Genomic DNA, 16891 nt, shown 5'->3' with positions numbered 1-16891 from the left:
GCACGGCCTCCTGTTTCACGGATTCGGAGGGTACGCTGCTCACGGCGGCCCTGAGAGCGAGGCATGGGCCGTAATCGCACGGATGCATGGGTATTGCCCTGCGTTTACTCCTGCGGGATACGATCGCTGACGGTAAGAAGATCGGACGCCTTGTCCGAGGTTCCACCCGCCCCACCCCTGCTGCCTCGGTGAGAAGGTACACGCATATGTTCGGAAGGCTCGGCGCTCCCGAGATCATCCTGATCCTCGTCGTCATTGTTCTGCTGTTCGGCGCGAAGAAGCTTCCTGACATGGCTCGCTCGCTCGGCAAGTCGGCCCGCATCCTCAAGAGCGAGGCCAAGGCCATGAAGTCCGAGAGCGCTCCCTCGGCGACGCCGGCCGAGCCGGCCGCCAACGACGCCGCCCAGGACCAGGCAGCCCCGCGCACCATCAAGGCCGCGCCCGGCGACGTGACCAGCTCGCGTCCGGTCGGGGAGCCGACCGACTCGACCAAGCGCTGACAAGTAACGGGCCGACGCAGGCACGCCGACCGGCAACGGCCTGCCGCACGAGATGAGGACGTGGGTTGCTCAAGTCTGCCCGCAAGCAGGAGACGGACCCAGAGGGCCGCATGCCCTTGGTGGAGCACCTGCGTGAGCTGCGTAACCGCTTGGCCAAGGGCCTGCTCGGGATCGTCATCGTCACGATCGTCGCCGCGTTCTTCTACAAGGACATCATCGAGTTCTTCACCAATCCGGTGCTGAAGTCGGTCGGTTGCGAACACAGCTTCGCCGAGCTCGCCAAGAAGAGCGACGCCACCTGTGCACGGATTGTGCTCAACGGTCTCCTCACGCCGTTCACCCTCGCCCTCAAGGTCTCCCTGATGGCCGGTGTCGTCCTCTCGTCGCCGGTCTGGCTCTACCAGCTCTGGGCCTTCGTCGCCCCGGGCCTCCACAAGCACGAGAAGAAGTACTCGCTCTCCTTCGTGGGCGCCGGGTTCCCGCTCTTCCTCGCGGGCGGCTTCTTCGCGTACAAGACGCTGCCCACGATGGCGCGGGTGCTGCTGGAGTTCTCCCCGGCCGATCTCGACAACCAGCTGCCGCTGGACGAGCTGCTCGACCTGATCACCCGCATGGTCGTGGTCTTCGGGCTCGCCTTCGAACTGCCGCTGCTGCTCGTGATGCTGAACGTCGGCGGGATCCTCACCGGCAAGCGGATGCTCGGCTGGTGGCGGGGCATGATCATGGGCATCACCGTCTTCGCGGCGGTGGCCACCCCCAGCACCGACCCGGTGAGCATGCTGCTGCTCGCCGGACCGATCTGGGTGCTGTACTTCGCCGCCACGCTCGTCTCGCTCCTCAACGACCGCCGCAAGGCACGGATCGCGGCGTCCGGACCCGACGACGACGAGGCCTCGGAGCTGGATCTCACCCCCGAGGACATCGGTGAGGTCGAGTCCGTCTCGTCCAGGAGGTCGCTGCCCTCGCAGTCGAACTCGGACCGTGACCGCCTCGACGGTTACGACGACATCACCTGACCTTGTAGGGTCCCCGGGTGACCAGCGAGATCACCCTCTTCGTCAATCCCACCGCGGGAAGCGGCCGGGGCGCGCACGCCGCGCAGCCGGCCGCTTCCGCGTTGCGGGACGCAGGCTTCTCCGTACGGACCGTGCTCGGGGTGGACGCCGACGACGCGCTGGAGCGGGCCCGTGAGGCCGTCGCGGGCGGGACCGGGGCGCTGATAACCGTGGGCGGGGACGGCATGATGTCCCTCGCCCTCCAGGCGGTCGCCGGGACGACGACCCCGCTCGGGGTGGTCGCCGTCGGCACCGGCAACGACTTCGCCCGCGCGCTCGGGCTGCCGATCCGGGAACCGGCCGCCGCCGGACGGCTGGCCGCCGAGGCGCTGAAGGGTGGGACGGTACGGGAGATCGACCTGGGCCGGGTCGGCGAGCGGTGGTTCGGCTCGGTGCTCGCCTCCGGCTTCGACTCCCGGGTCAACGACCGGGGGAACCGGATGCGGTGGATCGGCGGCCGGTTCAAGTACGACCTCGCGATCGTCGCCGAACTCGCCGCGTTCAAGCCCATTCCGTACCGGGTCCGGCTGGACGGCGGACCGGTCCGGGAGATCGAGGCCACGCTCATCGCCGTCGGCAACGGGACGACGTACGGCGGCGGCATGCGGATCTGCGCGGAGGCCGTCATGGACGACGGGCTCTTCGACGTCACCGTGGTCGGCGACTGCAGCCGCGCCACCCTGCTCAAGGTGTTCCCCCGCGTCTACAAGGGGACGCACCTCGACCACCCCAAGGTCACCGTGCACCGGGTCTCCTCGATCGAGCTGGCCGCGGCGGGTGTCACCGCGTACGCGGACGGTGAACCGCTCGGGGCGCTGCCGCTGACCGCCACCTGCGTCCCCGGCGCGGTGCGGGTGCTCGCACCGGGGCGGGCCCCCGTCGTTTAAAGATCGCGTCACTGTCGGAAGCGCCGGGTAGGCTCGTAAGCAAGATGACAGAGGACCTCTCACCCGCTGAGCGATACCAGGCTTCTCGGACCCGTGCAGCCGAGCTGGCCACCGCACTCGCGCCCTTCCGCGAGCTGTACGAATTCGATCTGGACCCGTACCAGATCGAGGCCTGCGAGGCCCTGGAGGCGGGCAAGGGGGTGCTCGTCGCGGCCCCGACCGGCTCGGGCAAGACGATCGTCGGCGAATTCGCCGTGCACCTCGCCCTGGAGCAGGGCCGCAAGTGCTTCTACACCACGCCGATCAAGGCTCTCTCCAACCAGAAGTTCGCCGATCTGGTCAAGCGGTACGGAGCGGAGAAGGTCGGCCTGCTGACCGGCGACAACAGCGTCAACGCCGATGCCCCGGTGGTCGTCATGACCACCGAGGTGCTGCGGAACATGCTGTACGCGGGCTCGCAGGCGCTGCGGGGCCTTGGCTACGTGGTGATGGACGAGGTGCACTACCTCTCCGACCGGTTCCGCGGCGCGGTCTGGGAGGAAGTGATCATCCACCTCCCGGACTCCGTGACGCTGGTGTCGCTGTCGGCGACCGTCTCCAACGCCGAGGAGTTCGGCGACTGGCTGGACACCGTCCGCGGCGACACCCAGGTCATCGTCTCCGAGCACCGCCCCGTGCCGCTCTGGCAGCACGTGCTGGCGGGCCGCCGGATGTACGACCTCTTCGAGGAGGAGACCGACCACGGCGGCCGCGGGGTCGGCCGCCGCGAGGTCAACCCCGACCTGCTCCGCCTCGCCCGGATGGAGAACCAGCGCGGTTACAACCCGCGCGAGCGCCGCCGCGGCAAGATGGCCCGCGAGGCCGACCGGGAGCGCGAGCGCCGCCAGCGCAGCCGGATCTGGACCCCGTCCCGGCCCGAGGTCATCGACCGACTGGACGCCGAGGGGCTGCTCCCCGCCATCACGTTCATCTTCAGCCGGGCCGGCTGCGAGGCCGCCGTGCAGCAGTGCCTGCACGCCGGGCTGCGGCTCAACGACGAGGACAAGCGGCGCCTGGTCCGGGAGATCGTCGAGGAGCGGACCGCCGCCATCCCCGGCGAGGACCTCCACGTCCTGGGCTACTACGAGTGGCTCGAAGGGCTGGAACGGGGCATCGCCGCCCACCACGCGGGCATGCTGCCGACCTTCAAGGAGGTCGTCGAGGAGCTGTTCGTCCGCGGGCTCGTCAAGGCGGTCTTCGCCACCGAGACCCTCGCCCTCGGGATCAACATGCCCGCGCGCTCGGTCGTGCTGGAGAAGCTCGTCAAGTGGAACGGCGAGCAGCACGCCGACATCACCCCGGGCGAGTACACCCAGCTCACCGGGCGGGCCGGGCGGCGCGGCATCGACGTCGAGGGCCACGCCGTGGTGCTCTGGCAGCGTGGCATGGACCCGGGCGCGCTGGCCGGGCTCGCCGGCACCCGCACCTACCCGCTGCGCTCCAGCTTCCGGCCGTCCTACAACATGGCCGTGAACCTGGTGCACCAGTTCGGCCGGCACCGCTCGCGGGAACTGCTGGAGACCTCCTTCGCGCAGTTCCAGGCCGACCGCTCGGTGGTCGGCATATCCCGCCAGGTGCAGAAGAACGAGGAGGGCCTGGAGGGCTACCGGGAGGGCATGACCTGCCACCTCGGCGACTTCGAGGAGTACGCGCGGCTGCGCCGCGAGCTCAAGGACCGGGAGACCGAGCTGGCCAAGCAGGGCGCGTCCCAGCGTCGGGCCGCCGCCGCCGCGTCGCTGGAGAAGCTGAAGCCCGGCGACGTCATCCATGTTCCCACCGGCAAGTTCGCCGGGCTCGCGCTGGTCCTCGACCCCGGGCTGCCCGCCGGCCGGGCCAACGCGCACGGCCACCGCGGCATGGAGTACCACGACGGGCCGCGGCCGCTGGTGCTCACGGCCGAGCGGCAGGTCAAGCGGCTCGCCCCGATCGACTTCCCGGTGCCGGTGGAGGCGCTGGAGCGGATGCGGGTGCCGAAGTCGTTCAACCCGCGCTCCCCGCAGTCGCGCCGCGACCTGGCCTCCGCGCTGCGCACCAAGGCCGGACACATCGTGCCCGACCGGCACCGCAAGGGACGGTCCCCGGCCGCCGACGACCGGGAGATCGCCCGCTACCGCGCCGAGCTGCGCGCCCACCCCTGCCACGGATGCGACGAGCGCGAGGACCACGCCCGCTGGGCCGAGCGCTACCACCGTCTGAAGCGCGACACCCGGCAGCTGGAGCGGCGGATCGAGGGGCGGACCAACACCATCGCCCGCACCTTCGACCGGATCGTCGCCCTGCTCACCGAGCTCGACTACCTGCGCGGCAACGAGGTGACCGAGCACGGACGCAGGCTGGCCCGCCTCTACGGCGAGCTGGACCTGCTGGCGAGCGAATGCCTGCGGGCGGGCGTCTGGGAGGGGCTGAACCCGGCCGAACTCGCGGCGTGCGTCTCGGCGCTCGTCTACGAGGCCCGGCAGGCCGACGACGCGGTGGCGCCCAAGCTGCCCGCCGGGCCCGCGAAGACGGCGATGGGCGAGATGGTCCGGATTTGGGGCCGGCTCGACGCCCTGGAGGAGGAATTCAAGATCAACCAGGCGGAGGGCGTCGGCCAGCGCGAGCCCGACCTCGGCTTCGCCTGGGCGGTCTACATGTGGGCGTCGGGGCGGACGCTGGACGAGGTGCTGGGCGAGGCGGACATGCCGGCCGGGGACTTCGTGCGGTGGTGCAAGCAGGTGATCGACGTACTGGGGCAGATCGCGGCCGCCGCTCCGAAGGAAGGGAGCTCCGTGGCGCGGAGCGCCCACAAGGCGGTGGACGCGGTGCTCCGGGGAGTCGTGGCGTACAGCTCGGTGGGCTGAGTCCCGGCACAGGGATCCCCGGGCCCCTCGGGGCCCGGGGATCCCTGTGCCGCGCGGGCGGCTCCTTTGCCCGGCCGCTTCCGGCGCTTTCCGTGATGCGTGGTGCTTCCCCGCGGCCGCCTCCTCAGTCCGGGTGCTTCCCGCTCTTCAGGGCCACGCCGACACAGGCCAATCCGAGCAGAACGGTCAGGCCGCCGACGATGACGTTGCTGAGGACGATGCCGATGCCGGGGCTGCTGCCGACGATCCAGGTGGCGAGGATGGTCCAGGCGCCCATGACGCAGATGGCCCAGCTCAGGCCGTACATGCGCTCCGGCATGACGGTGAACCCGAGGCCGAGCACGGCGATCGCGATACCCATGATCAGGTTGTGGGTGGCGAGGGCGGACTGGGTCGTCGTGAAGTGCAGCACCCACGGCGAGAGGGCGCAGTACAGGCCGACCAGGAACACCGGCGCGTCCACCAGGGCCACGTCCCGGCCGCCGAGCATGCGGGCATAACGGTCGCGCATCTCGGGGACGTCGGGGTGGGTGGCCATGTCATGGCCGGTGTGCGAGAGGTTCGACATGGGGTCGTCTCCTTCCCTCCACGGACCGGGCCGCCGTATCCGTGCGATATGCGGCCCTGGCACCATTCTGCTCTTATATCTCCCTTATGTGTAGCTTTGGGATTCGCCGGAATCTGCGGGAACCGCGGGCCGGTCCAGGCCGCGTGCGTGCTCGAAGCGGGCCCGCGCCTCCGTCAGGCCGACGAGCGGGGCCGGGTAACCGAGCGCTTCCCGACGGGGCCCGGTCAGCTTCCACGGCTCGTGGATCTCGCTGTCCGCCAGCTCCGCGAGCTCCGGCACCCAGCGGCGTACGTAGCCCCCGCGCGGGTCGAGGCGCCTGCCCTGGACCACCGGGTTCAGGATCCGGTTGGGGCGGGTGTCGGTGCCGGTGCCCGCCATCCACTGCCAGTTGAGCTGGTTGTTCGCCAGGTCGCCGTCGACCAGCAGGTCCAGGAAGTGCCGGGCGCCCACCCGCCAGTCCACGTACAGCGTCTTGGTGAGGAAGGAGGCCGCGAGCATCCGGCCCCGGTTGTGCATCCAGCCCTCGTGCGCCAGTTGCCGCATCGCGGCGTCGACCACCGGGTAGCCGGTGCGCCCGGTGCGCCAGGCCGTGATCTCGTCCTCGTCGGACCGCCAGCGGTCGTGCCGGGGGCGGTAGTCGTCCCGTGCGGCGTCCGGCCGGGCGGCGAGCACCTGGTGGTGGAAGTCCCGCCAGGCGAGCTGCCGTACGAACGCGTCGGCGCCCGCCCCGCCCCGCTGCCGCGCCCGGTCGACCGCCTCGGCCGCCGAGAGGCAGCCGAAGTGGAAGTACGGGGAGAGCCGGGAGGTCGCGTCGCCGGCCAGGTCGTCGTGGCCGGTCGCGTAGTCGGCCAGCGGGCCGCGCAGCCAGGACGACAGCAGCCCGCGGCCGGCCGACTCGCCGCCCTCGGCGAGCCCGGGGGAGGTGCCGGGGACCGCCGCCCGCTCCGGCAGCGGGTCCGACACCACCCCGTCCGGCAGCCGCACCGCACGCGGGGCGGGCAGGGGGCCCCGTACCCCGGCCTCCTGCCAGCGGCGGAAGTACGGCGTGAACACCGCGTAGTGGTCGCGGCCCGTCGGGACGACCCCGCCCGGGGCGAGCGCGGTGACCACCGCGTCGTGGACGTGCAGGGTGCAGCCGGCCTCCGCCAGGGCGGCTCGCAGCCGGTGCTCGCGGCGGGCCGCGTAGCCGCTCACCCCGGCGGCGACGTGCAGGCTCCGCGCACCGGTGGCCACGACCACGGCGCGGGCGGCGGCCGCCACCTCGCCCTCGCGGACGACGAGCCGGCCGCCCCTCCGCCGCAGCCCGGCGTCGAGATCGGCGAGGCAGTCGGCGAGGAACGCCCGCCGGTTCGGCGCGTCGAAGCCGGTCCGGTGAATGGCCCGGTCGCGGACGAACAGGGGGACGACGGTGTCCGCTTCATGGAGGGCGGCGCGCAGCACCGGATTGTCGTGCAGGCGCAGATCGGCGGTGAACAGTGCGACGGAGACGGTCATGCGGTGTCCTTTGCCCGAGAAGGCACGATCCTTCCACGGGTTTTGGGGTTCGCGATACATCGTGGTTGACGCGTAAGAGTGAACGAGATATGTTCGCCCGCGAGTATTCGTCAACGAACTATGGGGGCGGGGCTGATGGCCAAGCGACGCAAGCTCGGCAACCCCCTCGCGCTGACGGTCATGGTGCTGCTCTCCGAGCGCTCCATGCATCCGTACGAGATCGCCCAGACGCTGCGGCGACGCGGCAAGCAGCACAGCGTCAAGATCAACTTCGGCTCGCTCTACACCGTCGTCCAGAACCTGGAGAAGCACGGGTACGTGGCGGTGGCCGAGGTCCAGCGGCAGGGCAACCGTCCCGAGCGCACCCTCTACGGCATCACGGACGCCGGGCGCGCGGAGATGCTGGACTGGCTCTCCGATCTGATCGCCGTACCCGCCGAGGAGTACCCGGTCATCGAGACGGCCCTGTCGCTGCTGCCGGTGCTGCCGCCGGGGGAAGTGGTGGAGCTGCTGGAGACCCGGGCGGCGGCGCTGGCGGCCGGGGTGGCGGCCCTGAAGGGCGTCCTCGGTCGGTTGGGCGAGCGACTGCCCCGTATCTTCGTCATCGAGACCGAGTACCAACTACGCATGCAGGAAGCGCAGTTGGAGTGGATCAGTGCCTTCCGTGACGAGCTCGTCGCCGGGACCGTCAGCGGAATCGAGGAGTGGAAGTCCTTCCACGAGACCGGTGAGATCCCGTCCGACTGGCAGGACCTCGACGAACAGGAGAGCGTTCCCGATCCGGGCAAGGAGTCGGGGAGGACTCCGGGGGAGGACCCGGAGAAGAAGTAGCAGTCAAGGGAAAGGCCCCGGTGGGGAGCTGTTGCAGCAGCGACCGACCGGGGCCTCGAACCCCGAACCGGTCGTGCCGTGGAGGCGGACCGGGCCATCGAGGTGCGGCACACCAAGGATAGCCCGGCGCTCTTCACGCGGATCGGCTCGGCATGCCCGTGTGCTCGGGGGTCACCGAGCACCCCGCCGATCAACAGGAGAGCTCTGCCATGAGCACCCGTGCGCCCGCAGTCGTGGCGCGAGACCTGGTCAAGACCTACCCGGGCGATGTCACCGCCCTGGGCGGGATGGACCTCACCATCGAGTCCGGCGCCGTCTTCGGACTGCTCGGCCCCAACGGCGCCGGAAAGTCCACCACCGTCAAGATCCTCACCACCCTGGCCCGCCCCGACTCCGGCACCGCCACCGTCGCCGGGCACGACGTGCTGCGCCACCCCGACCGGGTCCGGCGCGCCATCGGGGTCGTCGCCCAGAAGTCCGGCGCCGACCCGGTCGCCACCGGCCGGGAGAACCTCCTGCTCCAGGGCAGGTTGTACGGCATGCGCGGTACGGACGTGCGCCACCGCGCCGATGAGCTGCTGGCCCGCTTCGACCTCGCCGACGCGGGGAGCCGCCAGGTCAAGGGGTACTCGGGCGGGATGCAGCGGCGGCTGGACGTGGCGCTCGGCCTGGTCCACCGCCCCGAGGTGCTCTTCCTCGACGAACCCACCACCGGGCTCGACCCGGAGGCCCGCACGGCGATGTGGGACGAGATCGCCCGGCTGGCCGGTGACGAGGGACTGACCATCGTCCTCACCACCCACTACCTGGAGGAGGCCGACCGGCTCGCCGAACGGATCGCGATCGTCGACCGGGGCCGGATCGTCGTCGAGGGCACCCCCGACGCGCTCAAGGGCGAACTCCGGGGCGACGCCGTCCATCTGGAGCTGCGCGCCGACGGCGACACCGCGACGCTCACCGCCACGCTCCGGCGGCTGCCCGCCGTGCACGACGTACTGGTCGACGGCCGCCGGGTGAGCGTGCGGGCCGAGGACGGCGCCGCGGCCGTCCCCGTCGTGCTCACCGCCCTGGAGGCGGCGGGCGCAACGGTCGCCTCCGCCACCGTGGCCCGCCCCTCCCTGGACGACGTCTATCTGCGGTACGCCGGACGCCGCTTCGCCGAGGCCGAGGCAGCCGGGGACCGGCACACCCCCGGCCTCGCCGCCGCCGGAGGTGCCCGATGAGCACGGGGACCCTCGTCCAGACCTGGTACATGACGCAGCGCCAGCTCATGGCGGTGATCCGGCAGCCGGTCTTCCTCGCCATCTCCCTGGTCCAGCCGGTGATCTGGCTCTTCCTCTTCGGCAGCCTCTTCCGCGAGGTCGTCGAACTGGGCGGCTTCGGCACCACGTCCTATCTGGACTACCTGGTCCCGGGCATCGTGGTGATGAGCGCGCTGGGGTCGAGCATGTGGGCCGGCATGGGCACCCTGGAGGAGATCGAACGGGGCACGCTCAACCGCTTCCTCACGACCCCGGTCAGCCGCAACGCGCTGATGAACGCCAACGTCGTGCAGAACGCCCTCGGCACCGCCGTGCAGTCCCTCCTCATCGCGCTGCTCGGCCGGATGGCCGGGGCCGCCTTCCCGGGCGGCGCGGTGGGGCTGCTGGTGCTGGTCGTCGCCTCGATGCTGCTCGGTACGGTCTTCGGAGCGCTCTCCAACGCCCTGGGCATGCTGGTCCGCGAGCGTGAGTCGATCATCGGCATCAACACCTTCCTGCTGCTGCCGCTGACCTTCCTCTCCTCCTCCTTCATGGCGCCGGACCGGATGCCGTCCTGGATGCGGCATGTCGCCGACTTCAACCCGGTCGACTGGGCGATGGTGGCGGGCCGTTCGGCGCTGAGCGCCGAGCCGGACTGGAGTGTGGTGCTCGGTCGCGGGGGAGGGCTGCTGGTCCTCGCGGTGGTGGCGGTCGGGCTGTCGACCCGGACGTTCCGCGCGTACCAGAAGTCCGTGTGATCACGCGGCCGTCGCGGTGCGCGGCACCGCGACGGCCGCGCGGGCCCGGCGCACCGGGCCCGTACCCGTTCTTACGCGGCCTGCTCCTGCTCGCGCTCCACCTGGGCGTTCCACTCCCGCTTGACGGCGCGCCAGGCGTCGTCGTTCTGGCCGAGGCGCCAGTAACCGGAGATGGACAGCCGGGAGAGCGGGATGCCGCGGTCCAGCCGCAGATGGCGGCGGAGCTCCTTGACGAAGCCCGCCTCGCCGTGGACGAACGCCTGTACCTCGCCCGCCGGGAACTCCAGCCCCCGCACCGCGTCGACCAGCGCCTCGCCGACCGGGCGCGCGCCGCGGTGCAGCCAGGTCACCCCGACGCCGTCCCGCGTCACGATCTTCTGCTCCTCCGTCGCGTCCGACACCTCGACGAACGCGTGCACCACCGCACCCGTCGGCATCTGCTCCAGGCTCGCAGCGATGGCCGGCAGCGCGCTCTCGTCGCCCACCAGGAGGTGCCAGTCGGCCGAGGCGTCCGGGCCGTAGCCCCCGCCCGGCCCCAGGAACGTCACCCGCTCGCCGGGGACCGCCCGCATCGCCCAGGGCCCGGCGAGCCCCTCGTCGCCGTGGACCACGAAGTCGATGGCCAGCTCGCGGGCGACCGGGTCCCAGGACCGCACCGTGTACGTACGGGTCGTGGGCCACAGCTCGCGCGGCTGCTCCTCGCGGATGCGGGCCATGTCGAAGGGGTGCGCGTAGTCGGCGCCCTCGGGGGCGAAGCAGAGCTTGACGTAGTGGTCGGTGCACCCGGAGAGGGTGAAATCGGCGAGGCCCTCACCGCCGAGGACCACGCGCACCATGTGCGGCGTGATCCGCTCGGTGCGCACCACCTCGGCCCCCCGTGCCGTGGGTGCCTGCCGCGCCGGTCGTTCTGCCACGAGGTTCTCCCTGATCCGATTGCTTAGGCTTACCTAAGCTAGCACCTCAGCCCGGCAGTGTGGAGAGCAGGCGCTGGAGGGATCCGCCCAGCCCCCACCGCTTCGCCAGGGCGTCGAGGGCGGCGGGATCGCGCGGGGCGGACGGCAGCGCCGGGTCGAACTCCGGCAGCGGCACGTCGCCGGCGACCCGGACCACTTCGGGGGCGACCGCCACGTACGCCCGCGCCTCGTCGAGCCGCCTGCGCTGCGAGGGCGTCAGCCGGGCCGCCGGATCGTCGACGGCGGCCATGATCCCGGCCAGGTCGCCGAAGGCGTCCAGCAGCTTCGCCGCCGTCTTCTCACCGATGCCCGGGACGCCCGGCAGCCCGTCGCTCGGGTCGCCGCGCAGCAGGGCCAGGTCGGCGTAGCCGGCGCCGTCCACCCCGTACTTCTCCCGCAGCCACGCCTCGTCCGTCAGCTGGAGCGAGCCGACGCCCTTGATCGGGTAGAGCACCCGCACCCCGCGCGCGTCGTCGACCAGCTGGTAGAGGTCGCGGTCGCCGGTGACGATGTCCACCGGGCCGGTGGCACGCCGGGTGAGCGTGCCGATCACGTCGTCCGCCTCGTATCCCGCGACGCCGACCCGGGCGATGCCGAGCGCGTCCAGCACGTCCTCGATGACCGGGACCTGCGGGGCCAGCGTGTCCGGGGTCTCCTCCTCGTCGGGCAGGCCCTCGGCGGTCTCCACCGCGACCCGGTGCGCCTTGTACGTGGGGATCAGCTCGACCCGCCAGTGCGGCCGCCAGTCCGCGTCCATGCAGGCCACCAGGGCGTCCGGGCGGTGGTCCTGGACCAGGCGGGCGATGAAGTCCAGCAGCCCGCGCACGGCGTTGACCGGCGTCCCGTCCGGTGCGCGCACCGAGTCGGGGACGCCGAAGTAGGCGCGGTAGTAGAGGGAGGCGGTGTCGAGGAGCATCAGGCGTCGCGTCACATCCCGATGATGCCGTACGCCTACGACAGCGGCCCTCGCGCGCGGGGGGACCGCCCGCGGAGCCCCGCGACCCGCCGTCCGTTCCGGAAGTGACACCCGGTGTACGGGTGGTGTCCATCCCCCATTCGGGTGTGACCTGGGTCACTCTTTTGTTTGCTCCGTGTAAGTGCGGGCAGGCGCGCAGCCGGAGCGGAACACGTACCGGTTTCAACCAGTGCACGTGCCATGCGGACCGAATCCGCGCCGCTCCACGGTCTGCCGGAGGGGGTGGCAGACCGTTTTTCGGTTCGACCCGCGAGGTGTATGTGTCCAGGCTGCAAGCCGAGCGCTTGTACAAAGTGTTCGGCAGACGACCCGATCAAGCCGTGCAGGAACTCGAGAGCGGCGCCGACCGCGACGAGCTGCGCGCCGACGGAACGACCGCAGCGGTGATCGACGCCTCGTTCACCGTGGAGCCGGGACAGATCTTCGTCGTCATGGGCCTGTCCGGGTCCGGCAAGTCCACGTTGCTGCGCATGCTCAACGGACTTCTGGACCCCACGGCCGGACGCGTGCTGTTCGACGGCCAGGACCTGACCGCCCTGAGCCCCGCCGAGCTGCGCCACGTCCGCTCCTCCAAGATCAGCATGGTCTTCCAGCACTTCGCGTTGTTCCCGCACCGCAGTGTCCTGGAGAACGCCGCGTACGGCCTGGAGGTCCAGGGCGTACCGCGTGCCGAGCGGGAGAAGCGCGCCGCCGAGGCGCTGGAGCTGACCGGTCTCGCCGGCTGGGAGAAGTCCTGGCCCGACGAACTGTCCGGCGGCATGCAGCAGCGTGTCGGCCTGGCCCGCGCCCTGGCCACCGACGCCGACCTGCTGCTGATGGACGAGTCCTTCAGCGCGCTCGACCCGCTGATCCGCCGCGACATGCAGGACCAGCTCCTCGAACTGCAGAAGCGGCTGAAGAAGACCATCGTCTTCATCACCCACGACCTCAACGAGGCCATGCGCCTCGGCGACCGCATCGCCGTCATGCGCGACGGGCGGATCGTCCAGCTCGGCACCGCCGAGGACATCCTGGTCACCCCGGCCAACGACTACGTCGCGTCCTTCACCCAGGACGTCGACCGGACCCGGGTGCTGACCGCGGGCGCCATCATGGCCGAGCCGCACACCGTCCTGGGCACCGGCACCGACGACGGCAAGGAGCTGCGCACCGCCGCCGACGTGATCGCGGCCGCCCCGGCCACCGTCGGCGAGTCCACGCCGATCATCGAACTCTTCACGCCCTGCTCGCGGAGCGGGGTCGCCGTCGCGGTCACCGACGACGAGGGCGAGCTGGTCGGAGTCGTCCCGCGCGCCCGCCTGCTCGCCGTCCTCGGCGAGCCGATGACCCCCGCCGAGGCCCCGGAGAACGTCGCGGCCGACGCCGTCGTCACGAAGAAGGTGGCCAGTGTTTAGGCTCCACCTCGGCGACTGGGTCGACTCCGCCGTCGACTGGCTCCAGGCCCATCTGGCCTGGCTCTTCGACGCGATCAGCTCCGTCGTCAGCGGCATGTTCGACGGCATAGCCGCCGTACTCTCCGCACCCGCACCACTGCTCTTCGCCGGCATCGTCGCGGTCATCGCCTGGTGGCTGCGCGGACTGCTCGCCGGTCTGCTCGCCTTCGTCGGCTTCGCCCTCATCGACTCCGTCGAGTTGTGGGACGAGGCGATGGACACCGTCACCCTGGTGCTGGTCGCCACCATCATCGCGCTGGTGCTCTCCGTACCGCTGGGCATCTGGGCGTCCCGGTCCAAGACGGTCAGCGCGATCACCCGGCCGGTCCTGGACTTCATGCAGACCATGCCCGCCATGGTCTACCTGATCCCCGGGGTGATCTTCTTCGGCGTCGGCGTCGTGCCCGGCATCATCGCCACCATCATCTTCTCGCTGCCCCCGGGCGTCCGGATGACCGAACTGGGCATCCGCCAGGTCGACGCCGAGCTGGTCGAGGCGGCCGAGGCGTTCGGCACCACCCGGCGCAACACCCTGCTCCGGGTCCAGCTGCCGCTCGCCCTGCCCACGATCATGGCCGGTATCAACCAGGTCATCATGCTCGGCCTGTCCATGGTGGTCATCGCCGGCATGGTCGGCGGCGGCGGCCTCGGCGGCGCCGTCTACCGCGCCATCGGCAACGTGGACGTCGGCCTGGGCTTCGAGGCGGGCGTCTCCATCGTCATCGTGGCGATGTACCTGGACCGGATGACCAGCGCGCTCGGCCGCGAGGTCTCCCCGCTGGCCCGTCGCGCCGTGGCCAAGGCACAGGCCATGGCCGGTGGCCCCAAGATCTGGAACCACCGCCCGCAGCCCGTCGTCGCCGTCTCCGGCGTCGTGGTCCTCGCGCTCGTCGCGGGCGCGCTCGGCGTCTTCGGCTCCTCCGGTGAGGACACGTCCGGGAACACCGCGGGCGACGCGAAGATCGGCGCCGGCAAGAAGATCAGCATGGGCTACATCCCGTGGGACGAGGGCATCGCCTCCACCTTCCTCTGGAAGGAGATGCTGGAACGGCGCGGCTTCGAGGTCGACGTCAAGCAGTACGAGGCCGGCGCGCTCTACACCGGCATGGCCAACGGCCAGATCGACTTCGAGACCGACTCCTGGCTCCCGGTCACCCACGCCAGCTACTGGAAGAAGTACCAGGACCGCCTGGAGGACATGGGCTCCTGGTACGGCCCCACCTCGCTGGAGCTGGCCGTCCCGGCGTACCTGAAGGACGTCACGTCGCTGGAGGACCTCAAGGGCAAGGGCGCGCGGTTCAAGAACCGGATCGTCGGCATCGAGCCCAGCGCCGGTGAGTCGGGCCTGCTCAAGGAGAAGATCCTCCCGGGCTACGGCCTGGACAAGGAGTACAAGGTCGTCGACGGCTCCACCCCGTCGATGCTCGCCGAGCTGAAGCGCGCGTACGCCAAGAAGGAACCGATCGTCGTTCCGCTGTGGTCGCCGCACTGGGCGTACAACGACTTCGAGCTGACCAAGCTCAAGGACCCCAAGAACCTCTGGGGCAAGGGCGACGGCATCCACACCCTGGCCCGCAAGGGCTTCACCGCCGACAACCCCGAGGTCGGCGGCTGGCTCAAGAACTTCTCGATGACCGAGGAGCAGCTCACCGGTCTCGAGGCGCAGATCCAGAAGTCCGGCTCCGGCAAGGAGCAGGAGGCGGTCCGTACCTGGCTGAAGGCCAACCCCGGCCTCGCCGACAAGTGGACCCCCGTCGCCAAGGCCGGTACCGCCAAGGCCGCGAACGGCAAGGACGAGCGGGACCGCGCCGTCGAGATGGCCTGGTTCCCCTGGGAGGAGGACATCGCCGCCACGTACCTGTGGAAGGCGGTCCTGGAGGAGCGCGGCTACAAGATCAACCTCAAGCAGTTCGAGGTCGGCCCGATGTACACCGCGATGTCGCGCGGCCAGATCGACGTGCAGTTCGACGGCTGGCTGCCGTACACCCAGAAGAACTACTGGGAGAAGTACGGATCGAAGCTGAGCGACCTCGGCTCCTGGTACGGCCCGACGTCCATCGAGATCGCGGTGCCCTCCTACGTGAAGGACGTGAAGACCCTCGCGGACCTCAAGGGCAAGGCCGACCGGTTCAAGGGCCGCATCGTCGGCATCGAGCCCGGCACCGCCACGATGGAGAACCTGAAGAAGAACGTCCTGCCGGCCTACGGCCTGGACAAGGAGTACAAGGTCGTCGACTCCTCGACGCCCGGCATGCTCGCCGAGCTGAAGCGCGCGTACGCCAAGAAGGAGCCCATCGCGGTGCTGCTCTGGACCCCGCACTGGGCCTACAGCGAGTACGGCATGACCAAGCTCGCGGATCCCGAGAAGGCCTTCGGTGACGGCGACCGGCTGCACACCATCGCCTCCAAGGACTTCCCGAAGCACTACCCGCGGCTCACGAAGTGGTTCAAGGACTTCAAGCTGAGCGAGGACCAGCTCGCCGGACTGGAGAACCAGATCCAGAAGCGCGGCGCGGGCCACGAGGAGGAGGCCGTGAAGGCCTGGATGGAGAAGAACCCGGGCATCGTGGACACCATGGCTCCGCAGTAGGCGCCGTACGGCACCGCAGCACGGAAGAGGGTGGGCACCGCCACAGGCGGTGCCCACCCTCTTTTTCCGGTTTTACCGACTCCGGGGCGTCCGCCGGACGGCCCACCTTGCGCAACCGTGTGCGTAAACCGCCGGCACCCGGGAGGATGGCGAGTCGGGAGGGAGCCGGACATGGACGAGAAGGAAGCACTCCGCGTGGGCGCCGCGGTCCGCCGCAGACGCAGGACCCTGGGGCTCACACTGGCCGTGGTCGCCGACCGCAGCGGCCTCTCCGTGCCGTTCCTCAGCCAGATCGAGAACGAGCGGGCCCGGCCCAGCGCCCGGTCCCTGGAACGGGTCGCCCGCGCCCTGGAGACCACCACGGCCCGGCTGCGCGCCGCCGCCGACTCCGCGCGCGCCGTCGACGTCGTACGCGCAGCCGCGGGCGACGGGGCGCGCCGGGTGGTGCGCGGCCGCCACCAGCTCAGCGCCCTGGAGTTCACCGGCGAACTCGACCTCGGACGCGAGTTCCAGCACCGCAACGACGAAGTGATGTACGTGGTCCGGGGCGCCGCCGAGGTGGAGGCCGAGGGGCAGGCGTACCGGCTGGAGGAGGGCGACACCCTCTTCCTGTCCGGCGGGGTGCGGCACCGCTGGCGGGCCACGGTGCCGGAGACCCGGCTGCTGGTCGTCGCGGTCGCCGAGCACATCGACGCCACCTTCGACCCGCGCCGCTGACGGGGGCCG

Annotated in this window: 14 protein-coding genes; 10 read left to right on the top strand and 4 right to left on the bottom strand. The window is 70.9% G+C overall.

Features of this window, described 5'->3' with window-relative positions; all coding sequences use genetic code 11:
* Positions 1-206: 206 nt before the first annotated feature.
* The 4 genes from tatA to ACWC97_RS18060 all read left to right on the top strand — a co-directional run bounded on the left by tatA (position 207) and on the right by ACWC97_RS18060 (position 5321).
* Complete coding sequence (gene tatA, locus ACWC97_RS18075) at positions 207-500, top strand: Sec-independent protein translocase subunit TatA (protein WP_352277579.1); 294 nt, start codon at positions 207-209, stop codon at positions 498-500.
* A gap of 65 nt (positions 501-565) precedes the next feature.
* Positions 566-1516: a twin-arginine translocase subunit TatC gene (gene tatC, locus ACWC97_RS18070; protein ID WP_352277578.1), complete on the top strand. Its 951-nt coding sequence runs from the start codon at positions 566-568 to the stop codon at positions 1514-1516.
* 17 nt (positions 1517-1533) lie between these two features.
* Positions 1534-2442, top strand: coding sequence for a diacylglycerol kinase (locus ACWC97_RS18065; protein WP_352277576.1), 909 nt, complete (start codon positions 1534-1536; stop codon positions 2440-2442).
* A 44-nt stretch (positions 2443-2486) separates the two neighbouring features.
* Positions 2487-5321, top strand: coding sequence for a DEAD/DEAH box helicase (locus ACWC97_RS18060; protein WP_450650234.1), 2835 nt, complete (start codon positions 2487-2489; stop codon positions 5319-5321).
* A gap of 124 nt (positions 5322-5445) precedes the next feature.
* Here the strand turns inward: ACWC97_RS18060 and ACWC97_RS18055 are convergent, their stop codons facing one another.
* Both ACWC97_RS18055 and ACWC97_RS18050 read right to left on the bottom strand, forming a co-directional pair.
* A complete protein-coding gene (locus tag ACWC97_RS18055; protein ID WP_450650232.1) occupies positions 5446-5889 on the bottom strand; it encodes an SPW repeat protein in 444 nt (147 codons plus the stop codon).
* A gap of 84 nt (positions 5890-5973) precedes the next feature.
* On the bottom strand, positions 5974-7383 hold the full coding sequence (locus ACWC97_RS18050) for a cryptochrome/photolyase family protein (protein ID WP_450650230.1): 1410 nt from the start codon (positions 7381-7383) through the stop codon (positions 5974-5976).
* Between the two features lie 135 nt (positions 7384-7518).
* Between ACWC97_RS18050 and ACWC97_RS18045 the strand changes: the two genes are divergently transcribed.
* The 3 genes from ACWC97_RS18045 (at position 7519) to ACWC97_RS18035 (ending at position 10213) form a co-directional block, all read left to right on the top strand.
* On the top strand, positions 7519-8214 hold the full coding sequence (locus ACWC97_RS18045; RefSeq protein WP_450650228.1) for a PadR family transcriptional regulator: 696 nt from the start codon (positions 7519-7521) through the stop codon (positions 8212-8214).
* A gap of 209 nt (positions 8215-8423) precedes the next feature.
* Positions 8424-9437, top strand: coding sequence for an ATP-binding cassette domain-containing protein (locus ACWC97_RS18040; protein ID WP_450650226.1), 1014 nt, complete (start codon positions 8424-8426; stop codon positions 9435-9437).
* The gene (locus ACWC97_RS18035; protein WP_450650224.1) at positions 9434-10213 is read left to right on the top strand and encodes an ABC transporter permease; all 780 of its coding nucleotides are present in this window, start codon (positions 9434-9436) and stop codon (positions 10211-10213) included. The genes ACWC97_RS18040 and ACWC97_RS18035 overlap by 4 nt, the downstream gene beginning before the upstream one ends.
* Positions 10214-10284: 71 nt before the next feature.
* On the opposite strand, the gene ACWC97_RS18030 is transcribed toward ACWC97_RS18035, so the two are convergent.
* Positions 10285-11127 (bottom strand): siderophore-interacting protein, encoded by an 843-nt coding sequence (locus ACWC97_RS18030; RefSeq protein ID WP_352277566.1) that lies wholly within the window; start codon positions 11125-11127, stop codon positions 10285-10287.
* Positions 11128-11173: 46 nt separating this feature from the next.
* Positions 11174-12082: a 5'-3' exonuclease gene (locus ACWC97_RS18025; RefSeq protein WP_450650390.1), complete on the bottom strand. Its 909-nt coding sequence runs from the start codon at positions 12080-12082 to the stop codon at positions 11174-11176.
* 380 nt (positions 12083-12462) lie between these two features.
* Here ACWC97_RS18025 and ACWC97_RS18020 point away from each other — a divergent pair, with 380 nt between their 5' ends.
* From ACWC97_RS18020 to ACWC97_RS18010, 3 genes are all read left to right on the top strand, one after another.
* Entirely contained in the window at positions 12463-13536 is a 1074-nt protein-coding gene (locus tag ACWC97_RS18020) for a quaternary amine ABC transporter ATP-binding protein (protein ID WP_352277565.1), read from the top strand.
* The gene (locus ACWC97_RS18015; RefSeq protein WP_450650222.1) at positions 13529-16165 is read left to right on the top strand and encodes an ABC transporter permease/substrate binding protein; all 2637 of its coding nucleotides are present in this window, start codon (positions 13529-13531) and stop codon (positions 16163-16165) included. Before ACWC97_RS18020 ends, ACWC97_RS18015 begins: the two co-directional genes overlap by 8 nt.
* 171 nt (positions 16166-16336) lie before the next feature.
* Positions 16337-16882, top strand: coding sequence for a helix-turn-helix domain-containing protein (locus ACWC97_RS18010; protein ID WP_352277562.1), 546 nt, complete (start codon positions 16337-16339; stop codon positions 16880-16882).
* Positions 16883-16891 lie beyond the last annotated feature (9 nt).

This window comes from Streptomyces sp. NPDC001108 (genome assembly GCF_053598535.1).
The sequence above is the reverse complement of the archived record's forward strand: the minus strand, read 5'-3'. Positions and strand labels throughout refer to the sequence as shown.

Coding starts and splice junctions, on each gene's coding strand:
- tatA (WP_352277579.1), top strand. CDS start 207: ATGTTCGGAAGGCTCGGCGCTCCCGAGATCATCCTGATCCTCGTCGTC.
- ACWC97_RS18060 (WP_450650234.1), top strand. CDS start 2,487: ATGACAGAGGACCTCTCACCCGCTGAGCGATACCAGGCTTCTCGGACC.
- ACWC97_RS18055 (WP_450650232.1), bottom strand. CDS start 5,889: ATGTCGAACCTCTCGCACACCGGCCATGACATGGCCACCCACCCCGAC.
- ACWC97_RS18050 (WP_450650230.1), bottom strand. CDS start 7,383: ATGACCGTCTCCGTCGCACTGTTCACCGCCGATCTGCGCCTGCACGAC.
- ACWC97_RS18045 (WP_450650228.1), top strand. CDS start 7,519: ATGGCCAAGCGACGCAAGCTCGGCAACCCCCTCGCGCTGACGGTCATG.
- ACWC97_RS18040 (WP_450650226.1), top strand. CDS start 8,424: ATGAGCACCCGTGCGCCCGCAGTCGTGGCGCGAGACCTGGTCAAGACC.
- ACWC97_RS18035 (WP_450650224.1), top strand. CDS start 9,434: ATGAGCACGGGGACCCTCGTCCAGACCTGGTACATGACGCAGCGCCAG.
- ACWC97_RS18025 (WP_450650390.1), bottom strand. CDS start 12,082: ATGCTCCTCGACACCGCCTCCCTCTACTACCGCGCCTACTTCGGCGTC.
- ACWC97_RS18010 (WP_352277562.1), top strand. CDS start 16,337: ATGGACGAGAAGGAAGCACTCCGCGTGGGCGCCGCGGTCCGCCGCAGA.